This window comes from Streptococcus infantarius subsp. infantarius ATCC BAA-102 (genome assembly GCF_000154985.1).
In the GTDB taxonomy this organism is placed as follows: domain Bacteria; phylum Bacillota; class Bacilli; order Lactobacillales; family Streptococcaceae; genus Streptococcus; species Streptococcus infantarius.
This window is the reverse complement of record NZ_DS572688.1, coordinates 68,553-94,594: the sequence shown is the minus strand read 5'-3', so window position 1 is coordinate 94,594 and position 26,042 is coordinate 68,553. Positions and strand designations below refer to the sequence as shown.

Genomic DNA, 26,042 nt, shown 5'->3' with positions numbered 1-26,042 from the left:
CAGCTATTTTTTTCTAAAATAAAATCATCAAATAAAGAGAAAAATGGAGCTTATGAAATGATTACGGTTGAAAATATCTCAAAGACCATTAAAGGAAAAGCCATTTTACAGGACATCTCGTTTGAAGTGGCTGACGGAGATTGTGTGGCTCTGATTGGTCCAAATGGTGCCGGGAAAACCACTTTGATGTCATGCTTGTTAGGAGATTTGAAAATTAGTAAAGGAAAGATTGTCATCAATGGTTTAGCCCCAAATAGTCAGCGATTAAAAGATTCAGTAGCTGTTTTACCACAAGAAAATCGCTTGCCAGAAAAATTGAGAGTATGTGAATTAATTGCATTTTTTAAAGCGATTAGCAAGACCCCTTTAACTGATAAAGAGATTGATTACATTTTGCAATTTAGCAAGGAACAAAAAAATCAGCTAACTGAGAAATTATCGGGTGGTCAAAAGCGCTTGTTGGCTTTTACTTTGTGCCTTATTAGCCAACCCAAAATTCTTTTCTTAGACGAACCAACAGCAGCAATGGATACTTCAACACGACAACATTTTTGGAAAATTATCCAAAGCCTGAAAGAAAAAGGTGTAACGATTTTTTATTCGAGTCATTACATTGAAGAAGTCGAACATACGGCTGAGCGCATTTTAGTTTTACATCATGGAAAGTTGCTACGTGATACGACTCCATTTGCTATGAGAGAAGCTGAACATGAAAAACAAGTTACCTTGCCAAAAACATTTTTATCATTTGTTAACGGTCTAGCAAATGGTTATCGCATTAAAGTAAAGAATGACTCAGTTACTTTTATGACAAAAGAGATTGATAGTGTCTGGCAGAAATTACAGAAACAAGGTTGCCAGATTTCTGATATTGAAATTCAAAATAAAACCTTATTAAATACATTATTTGACCAAACACAGGAGAATGAAAAATGATTGCTTTATTAAAAGTTGAATGGATTAAAACGAAACGTACTTGGATAACCTTTGTATTATCTATTGGAATGCCGGTTTTCTTTTTCTTGTTCTTTTCTGGGATGGAGCTCTCTCCAGATTTAAAAGAGCAGAAGGTGCTGGTGATGAGTTCTATGTTAACCATGACAGCATTTTCAATGTCAAGCTTTGGCTTTTTCTCATTTCCAGCTATGCTTGTGGAAGATAAGACTAGCTATTGGTTGACTTATATTGAACATTCTTCGGTTTCAATTTGGCAGTATTATCTATCAAAAGTGATTCGAGTTTTGGTTTGCTTTTTACTGTCTATTTTAGCAACGTTTTTATTTGGTGCGATTTTTCGTGGGGTGACAATGCCGCTTAGCCGCTGGTTGGGTTCAGCAACCTTATTGTTATTGTCAAGTTTACTATTTCTAGCTTTTGGTTTGTTGATTTCACAAATGAAATCACAACAGTTAATGACAATTGTCGGTGATATTGCCTTTCTTGGATTGGCTATTATCGGTGGTTCGTGGATGCCAATCGGGACCTTTCCAGAGTGGATGCAAAAGCTAGCCAAAGTAACACCGATTTATCATGTGAATATCTTGGTGACGGACTTTGCTAAAAATGCTCAATTAAATTGGCAGTCCTTGATTATCGTGCTTGGCTATGCCATAATAATAGCAGCGTTAGCGCTTATGATTAAGAATAAAATTGAGGTTAAATGATGTTGAAAAGGATTAGGAATGTTCACTCCTTATTTTATATGCCATTAGCTTTTTTAGCTTTTCCTGTTTTGGGTGTTTTCTTTTTTGGTTATCCAGTTTGGACTCTGGGGATAACAGCGGCTTTTTTGCTTGGCTACCTTTTTCTTGTCAATTTTGAAGAAAATCCCTTAACCAATTCTTGCTGGTTACTCATGCTATCTTATATTATCTACATGACACTTTGTGTTGATGGTGGCATGATGTGGTTTACTTTTTATTTTAATAGTTTGCTTGTTTTTCAATTTCAAGATGATTATCGCTCATTTCGTTTTATTTCCTATGATTTAGCCATGCTTTTGATGATGTTTGTAGGAATGACTTTGGCAGAGGACATAGCGACTCGTGTGATGATTTTTCTTGTTCCTGTTGTGAATTATGCCATTTTATTTCACTGGATGAATGCTCGAAAAAATGAAGCACAAGAAAAAGCTATCATGGAAAAGAATCGCACCATTAATTTGTTACTAGCTGAAAATGAGCGAAACCGCATTGGACGTGATTTGCATGACACCTTGGGTCATGTCTTTGCTGCCATGACTTTAAAAACAGAGTTAGCACTTAAGCAATTAGAGAAAGGAAAATACGACCTTGTCAAAAAGCAATTAGAAGAATTAAACCAAGCTAGCCGCTCTTCGATGCATGATGTTAGAAATATCATCAATAATCTCAAGTTTAGAACACTTGAAGAAGAGATTGAGCAGTTGGAGCATTTCTTTGCTATGACGGAGATTGATTATCAGTTGAAAAATGATTTGAATTTAGAAACTATGGTGCCTGTCTTGCAATCGACTTTGTGCATGATTTTGCGAGAACTAAGCAATAACGTCATTAAGCATAGTCAGGCTAATCAATGCCGTTTTCATTTATTTGAAAAAGAAGGAAAGGTATTTGTTAGAGTAGAAGATAATGGTGTTGGTCTTGAAAAATTAACAGGGAATGAACTCCAATCTATTCGTGACAGACTTCTCTTAGTTGAGGGAAAAATTCAGATTCTGTCACAAGCTCAACCGACACTTATCCAAGCTGAATTGGGGTTAAAGGAGAAATAGGATGAAATTATTAGTTGCTGAAGATCAATCCATGCTGCGAGATGCTTTGTGCCAATTGTTGCTCATGGAAGATGATGTCGATGAGATTTTACAAGCCAGTGATGGTGAACAAGCTATTGGAATATTAAAAACGGAGTCTCCAGATGTGGCGATTCTTGATGTTGAAATGCCTAAAAAATCAGGACTTGATGTTTTAGAATGGATTCGAGAGCATAAGGATTTGAAAGTGATTATTGTGACTACCTTTAAACGAGTTGGTTACTTTGAACGTGCCGTAAAAGCTGGTGTTGATGCTTATGTGTTGAAAGACCGTTCAACTTCTGAGTTGATGTCAACAATCCACACAGTGCTTGCAGGCAAAAAAGAGTATTCATCGGAATTGATGGAATCTATGATAAGCCAGGATAATCCGTTGAGTCCTCAAGAAAAGCGTATTTTACAATTGATTTCACTTGGAAAATCGAATCAAGATATTGCTGATACCCTTTATCTTTCAAATGGAACGGTGAGAAATTACACATCATCAATTTTTAATAAATTATCAGCCAATAATCGTGTTGAGGCGGCTAGAATTGCTAAAGACAAAGGTTGGTTATAAAGTAAATTAGAACTCGGTCAAATGGGTTCTTTTTTATTTTCCTTAATTAAAAAACGATTTCTGATTTTTGACATTTTGTTTACAGTTCCTGTTTTACAAGATTTCATTAGCATAATATAATGAAGGTATGGAAAATAAAAAATTAAGTATTGTGCTAGATCAGGCAGTTGTCGATCAGTTAAATCTGAGTAAAGGACAGCAATTAAAAGCTGAATTATACAATGATAAATTGGTTCTTCAAAAAGAGGGAAAACCAAAACAAGGACGTTTATCAAGCTGGGTTTTAATTTTATCAACTGTCATTTTATGTGTCTTATTTTATGCAGTGAGTTCTATTCAGAAGATGGATCAGATTTTGTTGGTTGGAGATTATTCTATTATTACATTCTTGATTGGTTTTGGTGGGATACTTGGAATGACCATTTTTACAACAACGCTCATTCGCAACCAGACAGTCTTTCTTGGTGGCATCAAAGCACGAGTTTTTTGGCGCATGCTTCCTGTTATTGTTGCCTCGTTTGCAGTGATTTTACTGTTAGCTCTTCTCGGCTTTGGTTGGCTGCTGGAGCAGATTTTCACGGGTGCTTCTTTTGACAAGTTAACTTCGAGTTTGATTTTAGGTGCATCAATCTATGCGGTCAGTCTTTTTTGGGGGCAAATAGCAGAGATGATTAGGGCAACTTGGTTGACAACTGTTTTTACAGTGATTATGGTCAGTGGTGTCTTTGTCGCAATGGCGACGAATCGATCTTTGCAGTGGTGGCATTTCAACTTAAGCTTTTTGGGAACACAAGCTGCTAAGGACAGTTGGCAATTTAATCTGACTTTGATTTTGTCAGCCTTAGTTTTGGTTGCTTTGGTGGATTACTTGTTTGTCGCTTTAGGTGAAAAATATGGTAAAAACTGGAAATTAAGAGCTATACGTATCATGTTGACCATCTTAGGGATTGATTTGGGAGCAGTTGGCTTTTTCCCGAATGACGCTAGCTCACATCTCTTGCATACCAGAGTAGCAGGGTATCTGGTTTTGATTATCATTGCCTTAATTATCAGTGTTAAATGGCTTTTGCCAGAAGTAACGCGAGATTTCTTGATTATGTCTTATGCTATTTGTGGCATGTTGGTTGGATTAGAAATCGCCTTTCAGGGTATTCATTACTTATCTTTAACAGCTTTTGAATTGAGTGCCTTCTTACTTGCTTTTGCTTGGTTGATTCGATTAATCACCCATTTAGAAGGACTCTTATCCCCTGAAACAAAAGAAATCACTTTAACCCTTGAATAAATTCTAAATCTCTGAGTTTGACTTAGCGTTCTTGCTAGGAAAAACTTAGAGATTTTTTAATTAAATCAACAAAACAATAAAAAATGTTGAATTTTTAGAAAATTCATAAAAAATACTTGACAAGTCAAAATCAGGTGTTTATAATGGTAACCAATCAGATAGTAGCAAGGATTTGCTTACAGGGAGCTCGTGGTTACTGTGAACGAGTAGCAGGTGGTTGTGAAATTGGGCTGATGGTATATTATTGAAGATAAGAAATATTTTTCAGGTAGGCACCCCTTATCGTGCAGCTCCTTGTTAGAGGAGATAGAGATAGCGGATTAGAGTATTTCCGTTAAGTTGAGGTGGCACCGCGCTATACATTGGACGTCCTCGCACAGAAGTTTTTTCTGTGTGAGGTTTTTTGTTTAGTGAATTAAGTGGAAGTGAAAAAGATTTCAAGATACAGGTGAGATAAACACTAGTTGTCAGTGGTAAGTCTCAGGGTAGGCACCCCTTATCGTGCAGCTCCTTGTTAGAGGAGATAGAGATGACGGAGTATATATTTCCGTTAAATTGAGGTGGCACCGCGCTATCATTAGACGCCCTCACACAGAAGGTTTTTTCTGTGTGGGGATTTTTGTTTAATTGGGAGGAAATCATGAGAAGAAGAGATAAAGGCTGGCGAAGTAGCTGCTAGAATTAAAAAATTAATCACCATTAAAAATTCATGTAGAGAGGACATAACATGCGAAAAATTCTAACTGCTGATACTTTAACACCTATTCTTGCTTATATGCGAGTTCAGGGTGAGCACAAAGTTATTCTTGAATCAATTCCACGAGAAAAAGAAAATGCACGTTTTTCAATCGTGGCATATAACCCAGTCTTTGAAATCAAATATGAAAATGGCGAGTTAACCGAAAATGGTCAAGTGATTGCTGGTGATCCACTAGACTATCTTAATCACGTAACGGTCAAAGGAGAAGCTACTGATTCGCCTTTTGGTGGTGGCGCGATTGGTTTTGTTGGTTATGACATGATTAGTCTTTATGAAAATATCGGTGAGATTCCAGAAGATACTATTGGAACGCCAGATATGCATTTCTTTGTTTATGAATCTTATTTGATTTTTGACCATAAAACTGAAAAAGTTTACGTGGTTGAAGATAACATCTACAGCCATCGTGACAACGATGCGACACGTCAAGCACTTGGTAAGGTAGTGAAAGATTTGCAGACGCAAGCGCCAAACGAATTTTCACCACAGGAATTGCATTCTCTTGAGTTTAAACACCACATTGAAAAAGAAAAATTTGAAAGCATGGTTGATACAGCCAAGCAATTGATTCGACAAGGGGATATGTTCCAATGTGTGTTGAGCCAAGGTTTCTCAAGTCCATTTGATGGAGACCCGCTTGATTATTATCGTAATTTGCGTGTGACTAATCCATCAAATTATCTTTATTTCTATGATTTTGGTGACTATCAGATTATTGGCGCAAGTCCAGAAAGTCTGGTTTCTGTGAAAAATGGTGAAGTGACCACTAATCCAATTGCAGGAACTCGTCCAAGAGGTAGTGATGATGCTGAGGATGCTGCGCTAGTTAAAGACTTGCAAGTTGATATCAAAGAAACAGCTGAACATCGCATGTTAGTTGATTTAGGACGAAATGATATTGGAAGAATTTCTCAAAATGGTACGGTCAAAGTAACCAAATATATGGAAGTGGAGTATTTCCGCTATGTCATGCATTTGACCAGTGTGGTTAAAGGGCAACTGTTACCAGGTGTTCAAAGTATTGATGCCTTAAAAACAACATTGCCAGCTGGTACAGTCTCTGGCGCACCAAAAATTCGTGCGATGAAACGTATCTATGAATTAGAACGTGAAAAACGCGGCGTCTACGCTGGTGCAATTGGTTATCTTTCGGCAACTGGAGATATGGATTTTGCCATTGCCATTCGCACTATGATTCTCAAAAATCAAAAAGCTTATGTTCAAGCAGGAGCAGGTATTGTTTACGACAGTGTACCAGAAAACGAATTTTACGAAACCATCAATAAAGCCAAAGCCATGACACGGATAGGGGATAGCAAATGATTTTATTAATTGATAATTACGATTCTTTTACCTATAACCTAGCGCAATACCTTGGGACTTTTGCCGAAGTTAAGGTCTTGCGAAATGATGCTGACGCATTAGAAAAAGCAGCCAAAGAAGCATCTGCTATTGTTTTATCACCGGGTCCAGGTTGGCCGGCTGACGCTGGAAAATTAGAAGAAATGATTCAGAAATTTGCTGGGAAAAAGCCAATGCTAGGAATTTGTCTGGGGCATCAAGCGATTGCTGAAAGTTTTGGTGGTAAGCTTGGTTTAGCTAAAAATGTCATGCACGGCAAGCAAAGTGATATTGATGTTCTCAGTCAATCACCTATTTTTGCTGGGCTTGCCAGAAATATGCCAATTATGCGTTATCACTCAATTGTGGTGACAGACATGCCAGATGATTTTGAGGTAACCGCCAAAACGACCGATGATCAAGAAATCATGGCTATCCAGCATAAACAGTTACCGATTTATGGCCTTCAATTTCACCCAGAAAGTATTGGGTCACCAGATGGGCTTAAAATGATTGAAAATTTTGTACGATTAGTTGTTGAAAAGTAAAGCGAGGGATGGACAATGAAAGAACTCTTTAACCAAATTGCAAATAAGGAAGATTTATCGGAAGAACAAGTTGAAAGTTTATTTGATAGTATCTTAAATAACTCGATTTCAGAAAGTGAGATTGCTGCCTTTTTGATGGGACTCAAAGTGAAAGGTGAAACACCTTCTGAGATTACTGGTATTGTACGAGCTCTTAAAAGTCACGCTGTCGATTTACCACAGGATTTTGGGGATGCTATGTGTAACTGCGGAACAGGTGGTGACCAGTCTTATAGCTTTAACATTTCAACAACAGCTTGCTTTATTTTAGCAGCAGGTGGTATTCGTATTGCCAAAGGTGGTAATCGTTCGGTGTCATCAAAATCAGGTTCTGCTGATGTTCTTGAAGCGCTAGGCATTAATATTGCTGCTTCACCAGCAACATTATCAAAAGCTCTTGATGAAGTTGGACTTGCTTTTATCTTTGCACAAACCATGCACCCAGCCATGCGTTTTATTGGTCCCGCACGTAAAACACTTGGAATTCCAACTATTATGAATATCGTTGGTCCTTTGGCAAATCCGCTTGACCTTGAAACGCAGTTGATGGGCTTGTATCGGGCAGACTTCCAAGAAACAGCAGCGCAAGTCATGCAAAAACTCGGACGCAAACGTGCCATTATTGTCACAGGTCCAAATAACATGGATGAAGCAGCTCTTTACGGTAAAAATACTTATACATTGTTAGAAGACGGTCAAATCACTCAACACAGCTTTACTTACAAAGACCTTGGCATGCCAAGAGTTGAGTTAGATGACATTGTTGGTGGAGATGCTAAGCAAAATACAGATATTTTAGTCAGCGTTCTTGAAAATCAGGCTACCCCTTATCTTGAAACAACCGTGCTAAATGCTGGTCTTGGCTTTTATGCTAACGGTAAAGTTGATAGTCTAGCAGAAGGGATTGACCTTGCTCGCCAATTAATCGCGGATGGTTCTGCTCTTGCTAAACTTCACCAATTGCAAGAGGTACAAGTATGAGTAAAGAATTTTTACCAACCATTTTAAAGCAAAAAGAAAAAGAAGTTGCCTCTCTAGAACTTGAGCCACTGCAACCTCTTCGTGAGACTTATAAGCTCTACGATTACCTAAAAAATAATGCGAATAAGCTGCAAATTATCGCTGAGGTAAAAAAAGCCAGTCCCAGTCTTGGTGACATTAATCTCGAAGTTGATATTGTTAAGCAAGCCAAAATTTACCAAGATAGCGGTGCTGTGATGATTTCTGTTTTGACAGACCTTTTCTTTTTCAAGGGGGACATTGATTATCTTCGTCAGATTTCAAATCAAGTAAAAATTCCAACCTTGGCAAAAGATTTTATCATCGATGAAAAACAGATTATTCGTAGTCGAAATGCAGGAGCAACTGTTATTTTACTGATTGTGGCAGCTCTTTCTGAGACGCGTTTGAAAGAACTTTATGACTTTGCAACAGGATTAGGACTAGAAGTTCTGCTTGAAACGCATAACTTAGCAGAGTTGGAAGTGGCTCATCGCATTGGTGCTAAGATTATCGGAGTTAACAATCGTAACTTGGTGACCTTTGAAACGGATATCAATACAAGCTTGGAGCTATCAACATATTTTAAAGAAGGTCCAGTTTATGTTTCAGAGTCAGCGATTTTTACTAAAGAAGATGCTGAGCTCGTTGCTCCGTTTTTCAATGGTATTTTAGTTGGTACGGCTTTAATGACCGCTGAAAATGTAGCCGAGAAAGTGAAGGAGTTGCAAATTGACAAAGGTTAAAATTTGCGGACTTTCAACCAAAGAAGCTGTTGAACAAGCGGTTAAAAGCGGAGCTGATTATATTGGTTTCGTCTTTGCTAAAAGTAAACGTCAAGTTGGCATAAAACAAGCTAGCCATTTAGCTCAGCTGATTCCAGAAACTGTCCAAAAAGTGGGTGTTTTTGTAAGTCCGACCCTCTTGGAGCTTCAAGAAGCTATTAGCCAAGTACCTCTTGATCTTGTGCAAATTCATGGTGAGTTTGCTGATGAGGACTTTGAAAAAATTGGAGTTCCAAGTATTCGTGCCATTCCTGTCCAAAAAACACTGGAAGAAATTCACACTAAAGCGGATTTTCTATTATTTGACGCCCCCCTAGCTGGTTCCGGAAAGACATTTGATTGGGAATTGCTAAAAGATACTAAAATTAGAAAGCCATATTTTTTAGCCGGTGGATTAACTGTCGATAATGTCGGACAAGCTATAACTTTCTTTCGACCCTGCGCTGTTGATGTTTCTTCTGGTGTTGAGACGGATGGTAAAAAAGATTTATTGAAGATTATGAGATTTATAGAAAGTGTGAAAAAATGAGCTATAACCAACCAGATATTAATGGATTTTATGGAAAATTCGGTGGACAGTTTGTCCCTGAAACGCTGATGACAGCCGTTATCGAACTTGATAAAGCTTACCGCGAAGCAAAAGCTGACCCAAGTTTTCAAGTAGAACTTGATGAACTACTTAAAAACTATGTTGGACGTGAAACACCGCTTTATTACGCAGAGCGCTTAACTAAGCATATCGGTGGTGCTAAGATTTACCTTAAACGTGAAGACCTTAACCACACTGGTGCTCACAAAATCAACAACGCCCTTGGTCAAGTTCTCCTTGCAAAACGCATGGGTAAAAAGAAAATCATTGCCGAAACTGGAGCTGGTCAACACGGTGTGGCAACAGCTACAGCAGCTGCACTTTTTGACATGGAATGTACTATTTACATGGGTGAAGAAGATGTCAAACGTCAAGCCCTCAATGTTTTTCGTATGGAGCTGCTCGGTGCTAAAGTACACGCTGTCACAGATGGTTCACGTGTTTTGAAAGACGCTGTTAATGCAGCTCTTCGCGCGTGGGTAGCAAATATCGAAGATACTCACTATATTATGGGGTCAGCACTTGGACCTGCACCATTTCCTGAAATCGTACGTGACTTCCAATCAGTTATTGGTAAAGAAGCTAAAAAACAATACGCAGAAATCTCAGGTGGTAAACTACCAGATGCTGTTCTAGCTTGTATCGGTGGTGGCTCAAATGCAATCGGACTCTTTTATCCATTTGTTGAAGATGAATCTGTTGCCCTTTATGGTGCAGAAGCTGCAGGACATGGTCTTGATACTGAAGAACACGCAGCAACTTTTGTCAAAGGTCGTCCAGGCATCTTGCATGGAGCTTTGATGAATGTTCTCCAAGACCGTCACGGACAAATCATGGAAGCTTTCTCAATTTCAGCAGGTCTTGATTATCCTGGGGTTGGTCCTGAACACTGTCACTTCCAAGATATCGGCCGTGCAACCTATGATTCAATTACGGATAAAGAAGCACTTGAAGCATTTATGCTTTTGTCACGACTTGAAGGGATTATCCCAGCGCTTGAATCAAGTCATGCCGTTGCCCTTACTCAAAAAGTGGCTAAAGAACTTGGCCCAGACAAATCAATTATTGTTTGTCTATCAGGACGTGGAGATAAGGATGTTGTTCAAGTAAAAGAACGTTTGGAAGCAGAAGGGAAGTAAACGATGACTAAGACACTTACAAAACATCTTCAAAAGATTAAAGCTAGCGGCAAAGGAATTTTTGTTCCTTACATCATGGCAGGTGACCATGATAAAGGTCTTGATGGTTTATTTGAGACGATTGATTTATTGGAAAATAGCGGAGCTTCTGCCATTGAAGTGGGGATTCCATGGTCTGACCCCGTCGCTGATGGCCCAGTTATTGAATTAGCTGGTCAAAGAAGTCTTGCTAAAGGCGTTAATTTGACAGGAATCGTTGAAAAATTACAAGAAAAAACAGTCGAAGTGCCTTTGGTCATTATGACTTACATCAATCCTGTTTATCAATATGGCATTGAAAAATTTGTTAAAGATTTGGCCAATACCTCTGTTAAAGGTTTGATTATTCCTGACTTGCCACATGAGCATGAAAATCTTATCAAGCCATACCTTGATAATACAGATATTGCCCTTGTTCCACTGGTCAGCTTGACTACTGGCATTGAACGTCAGAAAACTTTGTGTCAAAACGCTGAAGGCTTTATCTATGCGGTTGCTATCAACGGTGTTACAGGTAAAACTGGTAATTATCGTGATGATTTGGATAAACATTTGGCAAATCTTGAAGCTGTTGCTGACATTCCAGTATTAACAGGATTTGGAGTGTCAACAAAAGCTGATATCGAGCGTTTTAATAAGGTGTCAGATGGCGTCATTGTCGGAACTAAAATTGTTCGAGATTTACACGGAGGTAAAGCAGATGACGTCGCAGCATTTGTAACATATGGCTCAAATTATCAAAAATAAAAGAAAACCACTCGATTGAGTGGTTTTTATGATATTTAAAACAAATCAATAATTAATTTTAAGTTTAAGACAGTTAAAATGATTGCTACTAAGTAGCCTAAAATAGAATTCCATTTGCTATTGACGAAGTCTCCCATAATCTTGCGATTTGATGTGAAATACACCAAAGGGAAAATAGAGAAAGGAAGTGCAAGAGATAGGAAGACTTGCGAGTAAACAATTAATTGATCAAGGACACTTTCTTGACTACCGTAAAGAAGTGCGATAATCAAGACTGGAGCTAAGGCAACTAGGCGTGTGACTAGTCGGATTAACCATTGAGGTAATCTCAGTTTTAAGAAACCTTCCATGACAATTTGTCCAGTTAGTGTACCAGTGATGGTAGAGTTTTGTCCGCTAGCTAAAAGTGCAATAGCAAAGAGAGTTGATAAAGCAGCACTAGCAACAGCTCCTGCAATATTTGGATCTTGAAGGGCATCATACATTTGTGAAAAAGCGTTAATGTCATTAGCGTGTCCATAAAAGAGTGATGCTCCTAAGATAAGAAGAAGTGAGTTCACCACAAAAGCAACTGTTAGTTGAATATTAGAATCCCAAGTCATAAAACGAACCGCTTGTTTAATAGAAGATTGACTGGAATAATCAACTTTACGTGTTTGTGAAATGGATGAGTGAAGATAGAGATTATGTGGCATTACGGTTGCACCAATAATCCCTAAAGCAAGTGTCAATTTAATATTAACACCACTTTGATGCAAATCTATGATAGACGGCTGAGGAATATAGCCATGTAAAATACCTGAGAAACTTGGTTTTGATAACAAGACTAGATATAAGAAGATAATCAAAATCGTTGCAATCAAGGTTGAAACCAGAGCTTCAATTTTACGAAAGCCAAGCTTCATCAAGGATAAGAGAATAAAAACATCTAAGATAGTTATTAAAATGGAAAATAGCAACGGCCATCCAAATAGTAAATGGAGCGCAATCCCAGAGCCGATAACTTCTGCTAAGTCTGTTGCCATCAAGGCTAATTCAATGACAATGAATAAAAGAATACGTAGTTTCTTAGGTAAATGAGCAGCAGTCGTCTGAGCTAAATCCTTTCTTGTAACGATTCCTAATTTTCCCGCCATCTGCTGTAACTGCATCGCAATCAGAGATGATATCAGTATAACTGATAAAAGGAGATATTTATAAGTAGCCCCACCGACAACACTAGTAATCCAGTTACCAGGGTCCATGTAACCAACAGCTACTAAAGCTCCTGGTCCAATAAAAGATAGAAGTGTTTGCCAAAATGAGGCGTTTTTTGGAACCGCAATACTTTGATTGACCTCACTAAGTGATTTTTGAGAAGTAACAATAGTTTCCAAAAGCATCCCTCTTTTCTAAAATTCTTATTTAAGGTCTATTATAGCAGAAGAATTTTAAAAATAAAGTATTTTTAACTATATTTAACAAAAAAATTAAGTTCACTTAAAAATCATAATTAAAAGATAGCCTAAAAATAGAACAGGAACAAAGGGAATGCGTTTGTTTTTATCAAAAAGGCAATACAGAATTCCTACCAAAGAACCCAGTTCAACAATCCATAAAATGCTCTCCAAATCAAGAAAAAGACTCAAACTGGCTAGGTAGAAAAAATCACCGCTACCGATTTTTATGTCAAAGAGCTCAGCTATGATCCCAAGTAAAAGAAGAATAATACTTACCGTATTAAGAGGAAGAAAAAGGAGTAAAGAAGCACTGGGTAGTAACCAGATTAATAGAGGAAAGGACTGTTTTTTTAAATCATATAAACTAAGTGTCATGCTAAAGAAGAAAATAAAGAGACTAGATGGAGCTATGATATCGTGGTAATAAAGAGCAGTTGCGAGCCCACAGACAAATTCAAAAATGCTATACCATAAAGGAATTTTACTTTTGCAAAAATGGCAGCGAGAATGGTTAAAAACCTGAGAAAGAACTGGAATCATGTCTAGCGGTCTCAGTTGTTTACCACAGGTATTACAATGACTAGCAGGAAATAAAATAGATTCCTTCGGAAAACGATCAACAACTAATCCGATAAATGAAGCAAGCGATGCTCCAAGAAAAAAGAATAACAAAGTGTCCATACCTTATTATTCGAAAAAAATTTTAAAAGTTATGAGCATATTATTTGCTACTTATTTAGAATTATTCTAAAATATAATCATAAAGAAAAGGAAATATTTCCTAAAACCATTGATTTTATTTTTTAGAGGAGGTCGCTTATGACTCAAACAATGACTGAAACAATTTATGCATCTGTAACACATAACATTTCACAAAATGCAAAAAATGCTAAAACAAAAGCTGTGCTTAATCAAGCAGTAGCAGACCTTTCAAAAGCTGCTTCTATTGTTCACCAAATTCACTGGTACATGCGTGGTGCAGGATTCTTATATCTTCATCCAAAAATGGACGAATTGATGGATGCTCTTAATGCTAACTTGGATGAAATCAGCGAACGTTTGATTACAATCGGTGGGGCACCATACTCAACTCTTAAAGAATTCGATGACAATTCCAAGTTAGAAGAAACTAAAGGTTCATTTGACAAGACAATGGATGAAAATTTGGCTCGTTTGGTTGAAGTTTACACTTATCTTTCAGCTCTTTATCAAGTTGGTCTAGACGTGACTGATGAAGAAGGCGATGCTCCATCAAATGACATTTTCACAGCAGCAAAAGCTGATGCTGAAAAAACAATCTGGATGTTGCAAGCACAACGTGGACAAGCTCCTGGAATCAAATAATTTTCTAAAAAATAGCAAATAGCGGGCTGATTGGTCCGCTATTTTTTCATGAAAACAAATAAAAACGTGAAAATAAAGAAAACGATTGCATGTCCTATTGAAAAAACGTCTTATTTTTGATAAAATGCTTTGTATGAAAACTTTATTTGACGTGCAGCAACTGTTAAAACGGTTCGGTATTTTTGTCTATATCGGTAAACGTCTTTATGATATAGAGGTCATGAAACTTGAGCTCGAGAAATTGTATGAAAATGGGTTGATTGACAAGGCTGATTACCTGAATGCAGAATTAATTTTGCGTCGCGAGCACCGTTTAGAAATGGAGAAAGAAAATAATGACTAAAAAACTTTTAGGGATTGACCTAGGTGGAACAACGATTAAATTCGGTATCCTAACTCTTGAAGGTGAAGTTCAAGAAAAATGGGCAATCGATACAAATACACTTGAAGATGGTAAACACATCGTTCCTGACATCGTTGAGTCAATCAAACACCGTTTGAATCTTTATGGTTTGACAAAAGATGATTTTGCAGGTATCGGTATGGGGTCACCAGGTGCTGTTGATCGTGAAAATAAAACTGTTACAGGTGCATTCAACTTGAACTGGGCACACACTGAAGAAGTTGGTTCAGTTATTGAACGTGAACTTGGTATTCCATTTGCCATCGATAACGATGCTAACGTTGCCGCACTTGGTGAACGCTGGACAGGTGCTGGTGCTAACAACCCTGATGTTGTTTTCGTAACACTTGGAACTGGTGTTGGTGGTGGTGTTATCGCTGACGGTAACCTTATCCACGGTGTTGCTGGTGCTGGTGGAGAAATTGGTCACATGAATGTTGAACCAGTCGATGGTTTCGAATGTACATGTGGTAATAAAGGATGTCTTGAAACAGTTGCTTCAGCAACAGGTGTTGTTCGTGTGGCTCGTCACTTGGCAGAAGAATATGAAGGTGATTCAAAAATTAAAGCAGCTATCGACAATGGTGATGTTGTAACAAGTAAAGATATCTTTGTAGCTGCTGAAGCTGGTGATCATTTCGCAGATTCAGTTGTTGAAAAAGTAGGTTTCTACCTTGGACAAGCAACTGCAAACATCGCAAACATCTTGAACCCAGATTCAGTTGTTATCGGTGGTGGTGTATCTGCTGCAGGTGAATTCTTGCGTAGCCGTGTTGAAAAATACTTCGTTACTTACGCATTCCCACAAGTTCGTAAAACAACTAGAGTGAAAATCGCTGAACTTGGTAACGATGCAGGTATCATCGGTGCTGCAAGTCTTGCAAGTCAATTCGTAGATTAACAAGAGGCAAAAAATGAACTGGATAGTTTTTCTAATTGCTCTAGTCGTTATCGTAGGGTGGTTCGCATGGACATACATTAGTGTACGTCGCGCAGCAAAATTCATTGATAACGCGGAGTTTGAAAGCATGATTCACACTAGTCAATTAATTGACGTTCGTGAAGCGGCTGCTTTTAAAACAAAACATATTATGGGAGCACGTAATCTCCCAGCTAGTCAAATTCAAATGTCATATTCAGCTATTCGTAAAGACAAACCAGTTCTTTTATACGACAGCAGTAGAAGTGCTGCTCTTCCACGTGTTATAAAAACACTTAAAAAAGCTGGTTACACAAATCTTTACGTCCTTAAAGACGGCTTTGACTACTGGACAGGAAAAGTTAAAGAAAGTTAATCATTTACCAAAATATGGAATTTGAAAAAGAAAATTTAAAGAGAAAAAACGATGAGAGTAAGGATACCCTGAAATCAAAATACCTCAAAAATCAGATTTTTTAATTGGATTTGGAATTAAGCCAAGTAACAGACGAAGATGAGAAAAAGAAACTTGAAGCGTTACGCAATGTTTATGTCGAGAGGCTGCAAGAAAACAAGAAACGTCGTTTAATCAGGATTCTTTTAATCAGTCCATTGGTTTTCTTGGCTCTAATTATTTTGTATCTCGTCACAGCTTTCAATCGCGAAACAACCGCCAATAATAAGGCGGAATGGTCGCCATCTACAACGGCTACGTCAACAAGTACATCAAGTTCATCAAGCACGAGCGAGACCAAGACCTCTTCAACGATAAAACAAGGTGTCCCTGCGGAGCTTGTTGGGAATTGGAAAACAGCTGATTATGACGGAGTCATTCTGACAATCAGTGAAGATGGCACAATGACCAAAAATCAGTCTAATTATATTGTTACAGAGCGTGTTTCTGGTTATGAAGAAGTGGCGCAAGGTGTTTATCGTTTTTATCCTGCTGATGGAAGTGATAGTGAAGCCATCGGGGCACTTATTTTTGGTGGTATCGGTGGTAGTTACCAAACAACACCAAAATTTGCTTCGGGAATTTATGTCAAAAATGGCTATATTTATCCACAATTCTGGACAACAACCTCTAGTAAATTCACTTATTCGTTAAACACTAATCTCAAATTAGTACCAACCGACCAAGCAGCTCTTGCTGATGCCATTAATACTAAAAATTTAACGACTGAGCAAGTGGAAGCTTGGGTTCTTTCTATTTATGCTTCACAAAATCAATTATCTGACGCAGAAAAAGATGATTGTTTCGTAAATGTTAAAGCTTATGATGACAATTTAGTGTATGCTAGCGTTCGTAAAAATAGCGATAGCAAAACACGTCTAGCCCTATATCGTGTTAATGCAGACGGCTATCTTGAACAAGGCACACTCGAAGCAACCAATTGGAGCGTTGTCAGCACCGCTTATGTCGAGTAAGATGAGAAATAGTTAAAACATTACAAAAGATGGGACATGGTTCCCATCTTTTTACATACTATAGAAGCTAAATCCGTTTCTGAAAACATTTACACAGCTTTTAACGATGTTTTTTTTAGGTGAAATATGATATAATTCAAAAGTTAGAATAAATTAAAAATAAATCGAGGAATCATGACTAAATTAAGAGAAGATATTCGTAACGTGGCGATTATCGCCCACGTTGACCATGGGAAAACAACCCTTGTTGATGAATTGTTGAAACAATCACACACACTTGACGAACGTAAAGAATTGCAAGAACGTGCAATGGATTCAAACGATCTTGAAAAAGAACGCGGAATTACAATCCTTGCTAAAAATACTGCAGTTGCTTACAACGGTGTTCGTATCAACATCATGGACACACCAGGACACGCGGATTTCGGTGGAGAAGTTGAACGTATCATGAAAATGGTTGATGGTGTTGTTCTTGTTGTCGATGCTTACGAAGGTACTATGCCTCAAACACGTTTCGTGTTGAAAAAAGCTCTTGAACAAAACTTGACACCAATCGTTGTTGTTAACAAAATTGATAAACCATCAGCTCGTCCAGCAGAAGTTGTTGACGAAGTTCTTGAACTTTTCATCGAACTTGGTGCCGATGATGATCAATTAGAATTCCCAGTTGTTTACGCATCAGCTATCAACGGTACATCATCACTTTCTGATGATCCAGCTGATCAAGAACACACAATGGCTCCAGTCTTTGATACAATCATTGACCACATTCCAGCTCCTGTTGATAACTCAGAAGAACCACTTCAATTTCAAGTGTCACTTCTTGATTATAACGATTTCGTTGGACGTATCGGTATCGGACGTATCTTCCGTGGTACTGTTAAGGTTGGTGACCAAGTTACTCTTTCTAAACTTGATGGCTCAACTAAAAACTTCCGTGTTACGAAATTGTTTGGTTTCTTCGGACTTGAACGTCGTGAAATCCAAGAAGCTAAAGCTGGTGATTTGATTGCTATCTCAGGTATGGAAGATATCTTCGTTGGTGAAACAATCACTCCAACTGATTGCATTGAGCCACTTCCAATCCTTCACATTGATGAACCAACTCTTCAAATGACATTTTTGGTAAATAACTCACCATTTGCAGGTCGTGAAGGTAAATTCGTAACGTCTCGTAAAGTTGAAGAACGTTTGCTTGCTGAATTGCAAACTGACGTATCACTTCGTGTTGAACCAACTGATTCTCCAGATAAATGGACTGTATCAGGTCGTGGTGAATTGCACTTGTCAATCCTTATCGAAACAATGCGTCGTGAAGGATATGAACTTCAAGTATCACGTCCAGAAGTTATCATCAAAGAAATTGATGGCGTGAAGTGCGAACCATTCGAACGTGTTCAAATCGATACACCAGAAGAATACCAAGGTTCAGTTATCCAATCATTGTCAGAACGTAAAGGTGAAATGATTGACATGCAATCAACTGGTAACGGTCAAACACGTCTTGTTTTCTTGGCACCAGCTCGTGGACTTATCGGTTACCCAACTGAGTTCCTTTCAATGACTCACGGTTACGGTATCATGAACCACACATTCGACCAATACATGCCAGTTATCAACGCTGAAATCGGTGGACGTCGTCGTGGTGCTCTTGTATCTATCGATACTGGTAAAGCAACAACATACTCAATCATGTCTGTTGAAGAACGCGGAACAATCTTCGTTAACCCAGGTACTGAAGTATACGAAGGTATGATCATTGGTGAAAACTCACGTGAAAACGACTTGACAGTTAACATCACTAAAGCTAAACAAATGACAAACGTTCGTTCAGCTACGAAAGACCAAACTGCTGTTATCAAAACTCCACGTATCTTGACTCTTGAAGAATCACTTGAATTCTTGAACGATGACGAATACATGGAAGTTACACCAGAATCAATCCGTTTGCGTAAACAAATTCTTGATAAAAACTTGCGCGCTAAAGCAGCTAAAAAGAAAAAATCAGCTGAAGAGTAAAATAGTCTGCTAGACTATTTTAGTTCCAAACTTAAAATAAACTCAGAAAACGATACACATAAATTTGAATTGTAGGAAGGAATCATGAAATGTTTTATTTAATTATTGCAATCTTAATTATTTCATACTATATTTTCATGGCACCTAAAACAATTCGTAATACTCTTGGGATGATTGGTTTGGTTGGCTTAGTTGCAATGCTACTTGTTTTAGCAGTAATGAGCTTTGTTAAAATCATGCAATCACCACCAGAAATTTTTCTTGCACTTGCTATGGTTGCCTTGGGATTTTTCTCGCTAAGGGATGTCTATCGCTTACCTGTTAAGAAAAATAAAAATGAGCAATATAGCGAAAGAAGCTGAGTATTTACTCAGCTTTTTTTGTCATAAACACTCTATCAGACATTGCGACACTAAGATTGTCTTAAATGCCGTAGAATGATTGAAAAACGCCTTAAATAAAGGTAGAATATTATTATATTTGCAATGTTAGAATGGATATATTATGAAAAAAATTGAAACATTTGAAAATAAAAAAGTCTTAGTTCTTGGTTTAGCAAAATCTGGAGAAGCTGCAGCGCGTCTCCTTGAAAAATTAGGTGCTATCGTCACAGTTAACGACGGTAAACCATTTGATGAAAATCCAGCTGCACAATCTCTTCTTGAAGAAGGCATCAAAGTTATCTGTGGTAGTCATCCACTAGAACTTTTGGATGAAAACTTTGAATTGATGGTTAAAAACCCAGGAATTCGTTACGATAATCCAATGGTGGCTCGCGCTATCGAAAAAAATATTCCAGTTATCACAGAAGTTGAGTTGGCTTACATGATTTCAGATGCCCCAATTATTGGTATCACTGGTTCAAATGGTAAAACAACAACAACAACTATGATTGCTGAAACATTGAACAATGGTGGTAAATCAGGTCTTCTTTCAGGAAATATTGGTTTTCCTGCTTCTGAAGTGGCACAGACTGCTACAGATAAAGACACTTTGGTTATGGAATTATCTTCTTTCCAATTGATGGGAACAGATACTTTCCACCCACACATGGCTGTTATTACAAACCTTATGCCAACACATATTGACTACCATGGTGGCTTTGAAGAATATGTTGCTGCAAAATGGAATATTCAAAAGAATATGACAGCAGAAGATTATTTGGTACTTAACTTTAACCAAGATTTGGCAAAAGAATTAGCACAAAAAACAGCAGCACAAGTTATCCCATTCTCTACAACTGAGAAAGTTGACGGTGCTTACCTAGATGGTGATACTTTGTATTTCAAAGATGAAGCTATCATGAAAGCATCTGAAATCGGTGTTCCTGGTAACCACAACGTTGAAAATGCTTTGGCAACAATCGCAATTGCAAAACTCTCAGGTATTGCAAATGAAGCTATTAAAGAAACTTTGTCACATTTTGGTGGGGTTAAACACCGTCTTCAAGCTCTTGGTGAAGTTAACGGCATTAAATTCTATAACGATTCTAAATCAACAAATATTCTAGCAACTCAAAAAGCTCTTTCAGGATTTGATAATTCAAAAGTTATCTTGATTGCTGGTGGTCTTGACCGTGGTAATGAATTTGACGAACTTGTTCCAGATATTACAGGTGTTAAATTGATGGTTATTCTTGGAGAATCAGCTCCTCGTGTGAAACGCGCAGCTGATAAAGCACAAGTTCCGTACGTTGATGCTAAAGATGTCGCAGATGCTGCTCGTATTGCTTACAGTAAAGCTGAAGCTGGTGATGTTGTTCTCTTGAGCCCTGCTAATGCAAGCTGGGATATGTATAAGAGCTTTGAAGTTCGTGGTGATGAATTTATCGCAACCTTTGAAGCTATTAAAGGAGAATAAGCATGGCTAAAAAAATCGTATTTACCGGTGGTGGTACAGTTGGCCATGTTACCTTGAACTTGATTCTTATCCCAAAATTTATCAAAGATGGTTGGGAAGTTCACTATATTGGTGACAAACATGGAATTGAACACAAACAAATTGAAAAATCAGGTCTAGATGTAACCTTTCATTCTATTGCAACAGGAAAATTAAGACGTTATTTTTCATGGCAAAACATGCTTGATGTGTTCAAAGTTTCATTTGGAATTCTTCAATCAATTGCAATTATTGCTAAAATTCGTCCACAAACTTTATTCTCAAAAGGTGGCTTTGTATCTGTCCCACCAGTCATTGCGGCAAAAACACTTGGAGTTCCTGTTTTTGTGCACGAATCTGACTTATCAATGGGCTTAGCCAATAAAATTGCCTATAAATTTGCGACAACGATGTACACAACCTTTGAACAAGCCAAAGGCTTGGTGAAAGCAAAACACGTTGGTGCGATTACAAAAGTTGGTAGCAAAGTTGCTTATGATAGCAGCAAAATTGAAGAAATTAAAGCACACTTTAACCCTGAATTGAAAACACTTCTTTTCATCGGTGGTTCTGCAGGTGCACGTGTTTTTAATGACTTTATTACAAATACCCCTGAATTGGTTGAGCACTACAATGTTATCAATATTTCAGGAGATAAAAGTTTAAACGGATTGAGTCAAAATCTCTATCGAGTTGATTATGTCACAGATCTTTATCAGCCTTTGATGGATATGGCAGATGCAGTCGTGACACGCGGTGGTTCAAATACTATTTTTGAGTTGGTTGCTATGAATAAATTACACTTGATTGTGCCTCTTGGAAAAGAAGCTAGTCGAGGAGATCAATTAGAAAATGCAGCATACTTTGAGAAAAAAGGTTATGCCCGCCAACTTTCTGAAGACAAGTTAACATTCTCAAATTTAGAAGAAGAATTAATACAGCTTTTTGAACAAGAAAATAGCTATCACACACAAATGAAAAATTCCACTGAAATCAAGTCACAAGAAGAATTTTATGATCTGCTTAAACAAGATATTTCTAAGACTGCAAAAGGAATTTAAATGACAAAAAAGAAAGAGCCTAAAAAAAGTCAAAAAGCTAAATCAGAAAAAAAATCAGCTTTGACGGAATGGCAAAAACGTAATATTGAGTTTCTAAAGAAAAAAGAAGCTGAAAAAGCGGAAAAGAAAAAACGCCAAGAAAAATTACGCTTAGAGCGTAGGCCGAAAGCAACAGATACTGATACCAAAGCTGAAAAAGTCGAAGAAAAAGCTTTGACTGCAGAAGAGAAGAAAAAGGCTAAAGAAGCTAAAAAAGAAGAAGCTAGAAAAGCCAAAGAGGCTAAAAAATTACAAAAACTGGAAGCCAAAAAAGAGAAAACACCTCTTCAAAAAGCGATTCATCATGCGCTACCAGTTATCATCACTGCTACAGTTATTCTGTTGATTTCAATCTTTTTAGTAACCCCATTTAGTAAAAAGAAAATCATTACAGTTACGGGGACATCAACGGTTAATCAAGAAGAAGTGATTAGAGATTCAGGAATTAAAACGTCAAACTACCTCTTTTCATTAATTTTCCGCCATTCAATTTATGAAAAAAATATTATTAGTAAGAATAAAATGGTTAAAAGCGCTAAGTTTACTTACCGTTTCCCAAATAAATTGAACATTAATGTTAAAGAGTACAGCATTATTGCTTATGCTCAAACTGATGATGGTTATCAGCCAATCCTTGAAAATGGGACACGTATTGGTCTTGTAGGAGCTTCTGAATTGCCAGATAGTTTCTTGACGATTAATTTATCATCGGAAAAAGATATTCAAAAACTCGTTAAGGCTTTTTCAAAATTAGACAAAGATTTGGTTAATCAAATTCAAATTGTCAGCTCAGCAGATTCTGCGACTACATCAGATTTGCTAAAACTAGAGATGCATGACGGAAATGTTGTTCGTGTACCATTATCTGAAGTAGCTAAGAAATTACCATATTATTTAAAAATAAAAGATAGCTTACCAGAAAACAGCATTGTTGATATGGAAGTGGGAATTTATGCAACTTCTGAATCCATTGAAGCATCTGTTGCAGTGGATAAAGAAAAGGCTAAAAACGAAAACAAAGAAGAATCAGAATCTGATTCTAAATCTGACGAAGAAAACTCTCAAACCGAGTCGAGTGAGGAAGCTACAGCAACGGAATCAAGCGAAGCTGAAGGCGCAGAAAATCAAGCTCCAGAAGCTACAAATGAAGAGCATCCGAACGAAACCGCAGTAGTTGAACAAGTAGCTCAACAATAAAAGCCAAATTTCAAGTTCAAATTAGCCAGCCTGTAAAAACTCTTTGGGAGATTTATAATTGAATAGTTTCTTTGGATAGTTGTTAATCCAGTTTTCAATAAATGCGACTTGTTGTTGAGTCGCATTTTTGCTTCCCTTATATCTCTCTGAGATGTTTTTTGATACCCTTAGGTGGCTAACTTCATTTTAGAACTTTCCATGAAAATAGCGAAGAGGGCAAACTTATCACCCAAAACCGTGAGAAACACAAATACCGAGATGACGTTATTGAGCGCTTTGAGTGGTATTTGGCTACTAAAATCGCCGAAGATTTTTATAGTCCAAAATATCAAGACTATATAAGAAAACAGTATTACACAGATATGGAAAACTATGGCGTAGGATATAGAAATGAGGTAGACCGTGAGAATGGTGCTGAATGGGTCGGAACTGTTGAACGTGACCGCCTAACCATCAAGGACGTTATGAAAGAAATATTTAAAGATGATGATATCGAACAAACGAAGACAATTAGGAATAAAATCAAGCTTTATCTTGATAATTCAGACCAATGGTATAGAAGTAAGTCGGTTAAGTTTGTATGTTCGGTAGCCCCCGAGACACCAGTGGTTATCTTAAGCAAAAAAATACCCCGAAATAGCACTTTTTACCGCTTTACCCCTAAAAGTACCCCCGTGAAAACTCTTGATATGTAAGGTTTTATAAGCAGTCAGAGGTAAAAGGGTAATATTTTTAATAATAAATAATAATATATATAGTAATAGGGTATATAGGGTTATAGAAATTACTTATTTTTCTTTTCCGATTTATTTCGTTTTTACCGCTAAGACTAACTAAACCCTTGATAATATTGGATTTATCTCGGGGTAAAGAATGCGGTCGGGGGTAAAAAAATACCCCTTGGTAGCGAGCGGAGAACAGACGGATATCTTAAACAATAATTTTTACTACCAAAAATAGCGCTTTTACTACCTTTACTACCAAGTATACTACCGCCCTAATTCCTTATTTATCAAGGGGTTACATGCTCATGGTAGTAAAATAGTAATATTTTTAATAAAAAAATAAATATATATAGTAATAGGGTATATAGGGGTATAAGAATTAACTTAAATTTCTTTTGCGTTTTTTCGCTATTTGGCTAACAAAAACCTTAAAACCCTTTTAAAACGAAAAGCACTCCAAGAATTAGCTAAGCAAATTTAAAATATATCACTCAATAGTTCTCTATAATTTGGTAAATGAGAGTTTAGTCTTGACTTATAGTGACTTTAATGTTAGAGTAATAAGTGTAAATAAGATTGAGAGTTTAAGTAATAAGTGGTATCTTTTGTTTTTCCTCTTGAATATTTTTACAAATTTATATAAAAAAGAGGTAACTCAATGGTACAAGGTACAGTAAAATGGTTTAATACGGATAAAGGTTTTGGCTTTATCTCTCAAGAAAATGGGGCTGATGTGTTCGCACACTTTTCTCAAATTAAATCTAATGGTTTTAAATCTTTAGAGGACGGTCAGAAAGTTCAGTTTGACGTTGAACAAGGAGAACGCGGACTTCAAGCAGTCAATATTATTAAAATTTCTTAACGTTTAAGGGGAGCTATTTTGATAGCTTCTTTTTATTTGGAAATACCCTTAAATTTTTATCAGGGGACTGTAACATTCGGGTATAACAACGCCACCGTCTTTTGCGCGTGCTTTTCCCTTTTTAAAATATTCAGCACGTCCGAGAACCCTCCTAAAAGCGTGTGTATGGCGTTTTAATACTCGGGAATATAATTATATTCGAGACGTTTTAAAATGACCCGTCCCTCTATCTCGTACCAAGAAGAGCCACCACAAGGTGTTTTCTTACACCGCAGACCATTTTTTGAGATTTTTAAAGGGTGTCATGTAACCTTGAAAAGCCTTATTTTGATTGTATTTTGTTTACCAGTTAACTTTCTATCTGTTCAGCTTTTAAATTGCTACTGATATTGCTTTTTGGTATACTTGAGACGTGGGTGTTTCTCCATTTTCCAATTATTAAAGTAATCAAACACCCATAGGCGGTTATCTATTGATAGCCGTCTTTTTTTATTGCATTAAAAAAGCCCACAGGGCGAACCTGTAAGCACTCACGCAAGTTTTTGTGGTATGAATTCGTTATGACTTTATTAAATCATTTTAAATAAAAAAGCCTGCCCGTATAAGCAGGAACATTCACATAGAAAACTTACTTTTATTATATCAAAATTGTTCACAATAGTATAATAGAAATATGAATATCAAAGATAAACTTAAAAACCTAAGGGTGACTATTTTATTGATTAAAAGCTTAGAAAACATGATAAAACGTGATAGAGAAACGTTCAAAAACTTTCCTAGACTGTTAGAAGAGTTAGGACATAATGAGGTATTACAACAAATAGCAGAGCTTAAGCAAGACCAAAAAAACACTATGGCTTTAATTAATAGCCTAGATAATGAGTTACAGCGTAAAGTGCTTATAGAACGCTGCTACAATGGCTATAATTGGGATAAGGTAGCCGATAATTTGGGATATTCTAGAGTGTATTTATACAAAGTACATAAAAAAACCCTTTAACAGTTACCCCCTATGGTTTAAGCGTGTTTCTTTGGCAATAAAAGTTAGTTCATGCTACAATGTAGTCAACAACAAGGAGAATGTTTAGAATAGCATTCTAGGCATAA

Annotated in this window: 27 protein-coding genes and 1 pseudogene; 25 read left to right on the top strand and 3 right to left on the bottom strand. The window is 37.1% G+C overall.

What is annotated here, in order from left to right; all coding sequences use genetic code 11:
• Positions 1–57 precede the first annotated feature (57 nt).
• The 12 genes from STRINF_RS03185 (at position 58) to trpA (ending at position 11,621) form a co-directional block, all read left to right on the top strand.
• Positions 58–936 carry an ABC transporter ATP-binding protein gene (locus STRINF_RS03185; RefSeq protein ID WP_006531583.1) on the top strand — a complete coding sequence of 293 codons (879 nt, stop codon included), beginning with the start codon at positions 58–60 and terminating at the stop codon, positions 934–936.
• On the top strand, positions 933–1,664 hold the full coding sequence (locus STRINF_RS03180) for an ABC transporter permease (RefSeq protein WP_006531582.1): 732 nt from the start codon (positions 933–935) through the stop codon (positions 1,662–1,664). Before STRINF_RS03185 ends, STRINF_RS03180 begins: the two co-directional genes overlap by 4 nt.
• Positions 1,661–2,752, top strand: coding sequence for a sensor histidine kinase (locus STRINF_RS03175; protein WP_006531581.1), 1,092 nt, complete (start codon positions 1,661–1,663; stop codon positions 2,750–2,752). The genes STRINF_RS03180 and STRINF_RS03175 overlap by 4 nt, the downstream gene beginning before the upstream one ends.
• 1 nt (position 2,753) lies before the next feature.
• The gene (locus STRINF_RS03170; protein WP_006531580.1) at positions 2,754–3,350 is read left to right on the top strand and encodes a response regulator transcription factor; all 597 of its coding nucleotides are present in this window, start codon (positions 2,754–2,756) and stop codon (positions 3,348–3,350) included.
• Between the two features lie 127 nt (positions 3,351–3,477).
• Entirely contained in the window at positions 3,478–4,635 is a 1,158-nt protein-coding gene (locus tag STRINF_RS03165) for a hypothetical protein (RefSeq protein WP_006531579.1), read from the top strand.
• 727 nt (positions 4,636–5,362) lie between these two features.
• A complete protein-coding gene (trpE, locus tag STRINF_RS03160) occupies positions 5,363–6,718 on the top strand; it encodes an anthranilate synthase component I (RefSeq protein WP_006531578.1) in 1,356 nt (451 codons plus the stop codon).
• Positions 6,715–7,284 (top strand): aminodeoxychorismate/anthranilate synthase component II, encoded by a 570-nt coding sequence (locus STRINF_RS03155; RefSeq protein ID WP_006531577.1) that lies wholly within the window; start codon positions 6,715–6,717, stop codon positions 7,282–7,284. Before trpE ends, STRINF_RS03155 begins: the two co-directional genes overlap by 4 nt.
• Before the next feature lie 15 nt (positions 7,285–7,299).
• Positions 7,300–8,304 carry an anthranilate phosphoribosyltransferase gene (gene trpD, locus STRINF_RS03150; RefSeq protein WP_006531576.1) on the top strand — a complete coding sequence of 335 codons (1,005 nt, stop codon included), beginning with the start codon at positions 7,300–7,302 and terminating at the stop codon, positions 8,302–8,304.
• On the top strand, positions 8,301–9,068 hold the full coding sequence (trpC, locus tag STRINF_RS03145; RefSeq protein ID WP_006531575.1) for an indole-3-glycerol phosphate synthase TrpC: 768 nt from the start codon (positions 8,301–8,303) through the stop codon (positions 9,066–9,068). Before trpD ends, trpC begins: the two co-directional genes overlap by 4 nt.
• Positions 9,055–9,636, top strand: coding sequence for a phosphoribosylanthranilate isomerase (locus STRINF_RS03140; RefSeq protein WP_006531574.1), 582 nt, complete (start codon positions 9,055–9,057; stop codon positions 9,634–9,636). The genes trpC and STRINF_RS03140 overlap by 14 nt, the downstream gene beginning before the upstream one ends.
• Positions 9,633–10,835 carry a tryptophan synthase subunit beta gene (gene trpB / locus STRINF_RS03135; RefSeq protein ID WP_006531573.1) on the top strand — a complete coding sequence of 401 codons (1,203 nt, stop codon included), beginning with the start codon at positions 9,633–9,635 and terminating at the stop codon, positions 10,833–10,835. The genes STRINF_RS03140 and trpB overlap by 4 nt, the downstream gene beginning before the upstream one ends.
• Positions 10,836–10,838: 3 nt before the next feature.
• Positions 10,839–11,621 carry a tryptophan synthase subunit alpha gene (gene trpA, locus STRINF_RS03130; RefSeq protein WP_006531572.1) on the top strand — a complete coding sequence of 261 codons (783 nt, stop codon included), beginning with the start codon at positions 10,839–10,841 and terminating at the stop codon, positions 11,619–11,621.
• Between the two features lie 35 nt (positions 11,622–11,656).
• Here the strand turns inward: trpA and STRINF_RS03125 are convergent, their stop codons facing one another.
• On the bottom strand, positions 11,657–13,003 hold the full coding sequence (locus tag STRINF_RS03125) for an Nramp family divalent metal transporter (RefSeq protein WP_006531571.1): 1,347 nt from the start codon (positions 13,001–13,003) through the stop codon (positions 11,657–11,659).
• Between the two features lie 93 nt (positions 13,004–13,096).
• Complete coding sequence (locus STRINF_RS03120; protein ID WP_006531570.1) at positions 13,097–13,741, bottom strand: prepilin peptidase; 645 nt, start codon at positions 13,739–13,741, stop codon at positions 13,097–13,099.
• A 138-nt stretch (positions 13,742–13,879) separates the two neighbouring features.
• On the opposite strand from STRINF_RS03120, the gene STRINF_RS03115 reads away from it, so the two are divergent.
• The 10 genes from STRINF_RS03115 (at position 13,880) to STRINF_RS03070 (ending at position 23,348) form a co-directional block, all read left to right on the top strand.
• Positions 13,880–14,404, top strand: coding sequence for a Dps family protein (locus STRINF_RS03115; protein ID WP_006531569.1), 525 nt, complete (start codon positions 13,880–13,882; stop codon positions 14,402–14,404).
• Between the two features lie 133 nt (positions 14,405–14,537).
• Complete coding sequence (locus tag STRINF_RS03110; protein ID WP_006531568.1) at positions 14,538–14,747, top strand: YqgQ family protein; 210 nt, start codon at positions 14,538–14,540, stop codon at positions 14,745–14,747.
• A complete protein-coding gene (locus tag STRINF_RS03105) occupies positions 14,740–15,708 on the top strand; it encodes an ROK family glucokinase (protein WP_006531567.1) in 969 nt (322 codons plus the stop codon). Before STRINF_RS03110 ends, STRINF_RS03105 begins: the two co-directional genes overlap by 8 nt.
• A gap of 13 nt (positions 15,709–15,721) precedes the next feature.
• Positions 15,722–16,102 carry a rhodanese-like domain-containing protein gene (locus tag STRINF_RS03100; RefSeq protein ID WP_006531566.1) on the top strand — a complete coding sequence of 127 codons (381 nt, stop codon included), beginning with the start codon at positions 15,722–15,724 and terminating at the stop codon, positions 16,100–16,102.
• Between the two features lie 104 nt (positions 16,103–16,206).
• Complete coding sequence (locus STRINF_RS03095) at positions 16,207–17,154, top strand: hypothetical protein (protein WP_006531565.1); 948 nt, start codon at positions 16,207–16,209, stop codon at positions 17,152–17,154.
• Between the two features lie 174 nt (positions 17,155–17,328).
• The gene (gene typA / locus STRINF_RS03090; protein WP_006531564.1) at positions 17,329–19,173 is read left to right on the top strand and encodes a translational GTPase TypA; all 1,845 of its coding nucleotides are present in this window, start codon (positions 17,329–17,331) and stop codon (positions 19,171–19,173) included.
• An 89-nt stretch (positions 19,174–19,262) separates the two neighbouring features.
• Positions 19,263–19,535 (top strand): DUF3165 family protein, encoded by a 273-nt coding sequence (locus STRINF_RS03085; RefSeq protein ID WP_014334409.1) that lies wholly within the window; start codon positions 19,263–19,265, stop codon positions 19,533–19,535.
• A 142-nt stretch (positions 19,536–19,677) separates the two neighbouring features.
• The gene (gene murD / locus STRINF_RS03080; protein WP_006531562.1) at positions 19,678–21,033 is read left to right on the top strand and encodes a UDP-N-acetylmuramoyl-L-alanine--D-glutamate ligase; all 1,356 of its coding nucleotides are present in this window, start codon (positions 19,678–19,680) and stop codon (positions 21,031–21,033) included.
• A gap of 2 nt (positions 21,034–21,035) precedes the next feature.
• On the top strand, positions 21,036–22,112 hold the full coding sequence (locus STRINF_RS03075) for a UDP-N-acetylglucosamine--N-acetylmuramyl-(pentapeptide) pyrophosphoryl-undecaprenol N-acetylglucosamine transferase (RefSeq protein ID WP_006531561.1): 1,077 nt from the start codon (positions 21,036–21,038) through the stop codon (positions 22,110–22,112).
• Positions 22,113–23,348: a cell division protein FtsQ/DivIB gene (locus tag STRINF_RS03070; RefSeq protein WP_006531560.1), complete on the top strand. Its 1,236-nt coding sequence runs from the start codon at positions 22,113–22,115 to the stop codon at positions 23,346–23,348.
• A gap of 21 nt (positions 23,349–23,369) precedes the next feature.
• Here STRINF_RS03070 and STRINF_RS10450 read toward each other — a convergent pair.
• Positions 23,370–23,486: pseudogene (locus STRINF_RS10450) on the bottom strand (IS30 family transposase); the annotation flags it as partial.
• 149 nt (positions 23,487–23,635) lie between these two features.
• Between STRINF_RS10450 and STRINF_RS03065 the strand changes: the two are divergent.
• From STRINF_RS03065 to STRINF_RS03055, 3 genes are all read left to right on the top strand, one after another.
• Positions 23,636–24,043, top strand: a complete 408-nt coding sequence (locus STRINF_RS03065) for a hypothetical protein (protein ID WP_006531559.1) — start codon at positions 23,636–23,638, stop codon at positions 24,041–24,043.
• Positions 24,044–24,731: 688 nt separating this feature from the next.
• A complete protein-coding gene (locus STRINF_RS03060; RefSeq protein ID WP_006531558.1) occupies positions 24,732–24,935 on the top strand; it encodes a cold-shock protein in 204 nt (67 codons plus the stop codon).
• A 673-nt stretch (positions 24,936–25,608) separates the two neighbouring features.
• The gene (locus STRINF_RS03055) at positions 25,609–25,935 is read left to right on the top strand and encodes a hypothetical protein (RefSeq protein WP_006531557.1); all 327 of its coding nucleotides are present in this window, start codon (positions 25,609–25,611) and stop codon (positions 25,933–25,935) included.
• Positions 25,936–26,042: the final 107 nt, after the last annotated feature.